Origin of the sequence: Microbispora siamensis (assembly GCF_016863095.1) — a bacterium.
GTDB lineage: Bacteria > Actinomycetota > Actinomycetes > Streptosporangiales > Streptosporangiaceae > Microbispora > Microbispora siamensis.
The window spans coordinates 1-4227 of record NZ_BOOF01000101.1 but is presented as its reverse complement, the minus strand read 5'-3'; the positions used below and the strand labels follow the sequence as shown (position 1 = coordinate 4227).

Genomic DNA, 4227 nt, shown 5'->3' with positions numbered 1-4227 from the left:
CCCGCGTCGTAGAGGAAGCCGCCCCTGCGGGTGTAGGCGGTGCCCCGGTGGTCGGGGTCGGGGTGATAGAGCCTGTCCAGGTCCCAGCCCCGGTCGTCCGGGAAGTCCCCGGTCGCGTCGACGCCGTTGGCGACCAGCTCCCACAGGTCCTCCGGCGAGGCCACCCCACCAGGGAACCGGCACCCCATCCCCACGATCACCACCGGATCGTCGTCCGCCGCCCGCACGGCCGCGACGGACGACGTTCCCGTGTCCGCCGCGGTGAGGAGCCCGAGCAGGTGCCCGGCGAGCGCGGTGACCGTGGGGAACTCGAAGACGACGGTGGCGGGCAGGGTCAGCCCGGTCAGCGTGTTGAGCCGGTTGCGCAGCTCGACCGCGGTCAGCGAGTCGAAACCGAGCTCCTTCAGCGGGCGGTCGCCGGGCACCTCGGCCGGGTTCGCGTGACCGAGGACGGCCGCGGCCTGCTCGCGGACCAGCCGGGTGACGAGGTGGACGCGCTCGTGCGGCCGCTCGGCCCGCACCCGGCTCGCCCAGGCTCCCCCGGGCGTGCGCCGGGCACCGCGCGGGAGCGCCACGAGGCGGGAGAACAGGGCGGGCAGCCGACCGGCCGCGGCCTCCTCCCGCAGCACGGCGTCGTCGAGAGGCGAGACCACCACGTACGGCTCGCGCGCGCGACTCAAGGCGTCCAGCGCCGTGGCGGTGGCGAGCGTGCCGACGCCGTAGCGGGCGAGCCGGGCCCGGCCGGCGTCGTCCAGGCCGCCGGTCATGGCGCTGGCCTCGTCCCAGACGCCCCAGGCGATGGAGGTGGCGGGCAGGCCGAGCCCGCTGCGGTGCTCGGCCAGGGCGTCGAGGAACGCGTTGGCCGCGGCGTAGTTCGCCTGTCCCGGCACGCCGAAGGCGGCCACGGCGGAGGAGAACAACACGAAGCGGTTCAGCGGCAGGCCCGCGGTCAGCTCGTGCAGATGCCAGGCCGCGTCGACCTTCGGCCGCAGCACGGCGGCCAGCGCGTCCGGGGTCAGCTCGGTGAGGGTGGCGTCGGCGAGCACGCCCGCCGTGTGCACCACGCCACGGAGCGGGCGGCCGGCGGGGACGGCGGCCAGCAGATCCGCCAGCGCGTCCCGGTCGGCGACGTCGCAGGCCGCAACGGTGACCTCCGCCCCGGCCGCGCGCAGGTCGCGGGCGAGCACGTCCGCACCCGGGGCGTCCGGTCCGGAGCGGCTCACCAGCAGCAGGTGCGGGGGCCGGGCCGAACCGGCCAGCCTGCGGGCGACGAGCGCCCCCAGCGTGCCCGTTCCGCCCGTGATGAGCACCGTCCCCCGGTCCGCCTCCGCCTCGTCCGAGCCGTCCTCTTCGCCCATCAGCGCCGCCGCCGGACCTGCCGGGCCGAGATCCTGCGCGACGAGTCTGGGGACCAGGACCACCCCGTCGCGTACGCGCACCTCGCGCTCGCCGTGGCCCGCGGCGAGCAGCGCCACCGGCGCCGGGCCGTCCACGACCGCGAGCGAGAACCGGCCGGGGTGTTCCGCGGCGGCGGTACGGACCAGGCCCCGGATCGCCGCGGAAGACAGATCCCGCCCGTCGACGACGACCGTCAGCAGGGCGGCGTCGGGCGCGGGATCGGCGAGCCACCGCCGCAGCAGGGACAGGACGGCGGTGGTCCGGGCGTGCGCCTCCTCCACCGGTCCCGCCGAGGGTCCGGAGGCGGACGGGGAGGCGCCGACCGGCGCGAGCACCGTAGCGGCCCCGGCCACGGCTCCGAGATCGGCGAGGACGTCCACGCCCGTGCCGTCGCCGAGATCCAGCAGGTCTCCGATCGGGCCGTACCCCTCCAGCACGGCGACGCGGCCCGGCGCCTGGCCGGGCTCGGCGAGGGGCTCCCAGGTCACGGTGTACGCCTCGGGGGTGGCGCGGCCGCCGGTGAGGTCGGCGCGCGACGCGGGCCGGAAGGCCAGTGACTCCACTCCCCCGATGACCCGTCCGCTCTCGTCGGCGAACAGGTACCGGAACCGGTGGCCGCCGAGCGGCTCGATCCGGGCCCGCAGCGTGCGCCCCGCCTCGCCGGTGAGGCGCAGGCCCTCGAACGCGAACGGCAGGAGCGGCGCTGCCGGGTCGGGGACGGCGAGACCGGCGAGCCCGGACACCACAGGGTGGAGCGCCGCGTCGAGCAGCGCCGGATGCGGCGCGAAGTCGTTCGTCCCCGCCGGAGAGTCCGCGTCGCCGGGAACGTTCACCTCGGCGTACACCGTGCCGCCGTCCCGCCAGGCGGCGGCGAGGCCCTGGAACGCCGGGCCGTAGTCGTACCCCAGCCGGTACAGGTGGGCGTAGACGTCCGACACGCCGACCACCTCGGCCCCGGGGGGCGGCCAGGGCAGGAGATCCTCATCGGGAAGCGCCACCGCCCGCCGGGACGTCTCGTCGGCCTCCGTGAGGACGCCGGAGGCGTGGCGGGTCCACGGCTCGTCGTCGCCGGTCCTGGCGTGCACGTCGATGCCGCGCCGCCCGTCCCCGTCGGGCGTCCCGACGAGCACCTGCACCTGCGCGGTACGGCCGGCGTCCAGGACGAGGGGAGCCTCGACGGTCAGTTCCCGCACCTCGAGACCGCCGGTGAGACGGCCCGCGTGCGCGGCCAGTTCGGCGAAGGCCGTCCCCGGCAGCAGTACGGCACCCAGGACCCTGTGGTCGGCGACCCAGCCCTGCGCGGCCGGGTCGATCTGCCCGGTCAGGACGGCGCCGCCGTCCGCGAGGGTGACCATCGCACCGAGGATCGGATGCCGGGCCGCGGCGAGGCCGAGCCTGGCCGCCTGGGCCGGCCCCGCGGAGGGCGTCAGCCAGTAACGCTCGCGTTCGAACCGGTAGGTCGGCAGGTCCACCGTCGTCGCCCCGCGAACCGGCCACGCGACGGAGGCCCCGGCGAGGTGGGCCACCGCCAGGGCCCGGCGGAACGCGTCCGCGCCGCCCTCGCCCCGCTTGAGGGTGCCCGTGGCGAGGCCGCTCACGCCCCGCGCGGCCAGGATCTCCTCCACGGCGACGGTGAGCACCGGGTGCGGGCTGATCTCGATGAACCTGCGGTGGCCGGTGCCGGCCAGCCCGCTGACGACGGCGTCGAAGCGGACGGTCTCCCGGAGGTTGCGGTACCAGTAGCCGGCGTCGAGCGTGGCCGTGTCGACCGCTTCACCGGTCACCGCCGAGTGGAACGCCACCTCGGCCGGCCGCGGCGTCAGCCCGGCGAACGTCTCGAGCAGTTCCTCGCGCAGGGGCTCGACGTACCGGGTGTGGGAGGCGTAGTCCACCGGGACCCGGCGGGCGCGCACGCCGTTGTCCTCGCACCAGGCGAGCAGTTCGGTCAGCGCGGCGGCGTCCCCCGCGACGACGGTGGAGTGCGGCCCGTTGTGCACGGCGACCTCGACGGCTCCGCCCCAGCGGGCCGCGAGCTCGGCCGCCTCCCCGGCGCCGAGCGCCACCGACACCATGCCGCCGTCTCCGGCGATGCGGGCGATGGCCCGGCTGCGCAACGTGACCAGCCGCGCCGCGTCGGCCAGGGACAGCGCGCCCGCGACGTACGCGGCGGCGATCTCGCCCTGGGAGTGCCCCGCCACGGCGTCCGGCCGCACACCCGCGGCACGCCACATCGCGGCCAGTGACACCATCACCGCGAACAGCACCGGCTGCACGACGTCGACCCGCTCCAGCGAGGGGGCGCCGGGGTCGCCGCGCAGCACGGCGTGCAACGACCAGTCGACGTGGGGGGCGAACGCCTCGGCGCAGGCGTCGATCTCGGCACGGAAGACCGGATCGGCGGCCAGCAGCGCGCGGGCCATCTCGGGCCACTGCGACCCCTGCCCGGGGAAGACGAAGACGGTGCGGCCGGTGATCCGCTCGCCGGTCACGGCCGCCTCGTGGACCTCTCCCCGGGCCAGCGCCCGCAGGGCGGCCTGGTGGTCGTCCAGGACGGCGGCACCGTGCGCCAGCCGTGCCCGAGCCACGAGTGTGGCGGCCACGTCGCGCAGGTCGAGCTCCGGGTGGTCGCGCAGGTGATCGGCGAGCGCCGCGGCCTGCCTGCGCAGCGCGGCGGCGTCGGTCCCCGACAGCAACAGCGGCGTTTCCGGCGGCCCGGCCTCGTCCCCGGCCCCAGTGCCGGGGCTGCCGGTGGTGAGGCTCGCGGTGCTGCGGCTCGAAGGGGGTTCGGATGTGCCGGTGCCGGATGTGCCGGTGTGTGCTGTGTCGTTG

At 76.7% G+C, this 4227-nt stretch carries 1 protein-coding gene; it reads right to left on the bottom strand.

Annotation, left to right across the window (positions count from 1 at the left end; genetic code table 11):
• Positions 1-4227: SDR family NAD(P)-dependent oxidoreductase (locus Msi02_RS42585; protein WP_204053386.1), on the bottom strand; the 4227-nt coding region annotated here is incomplete at both ends.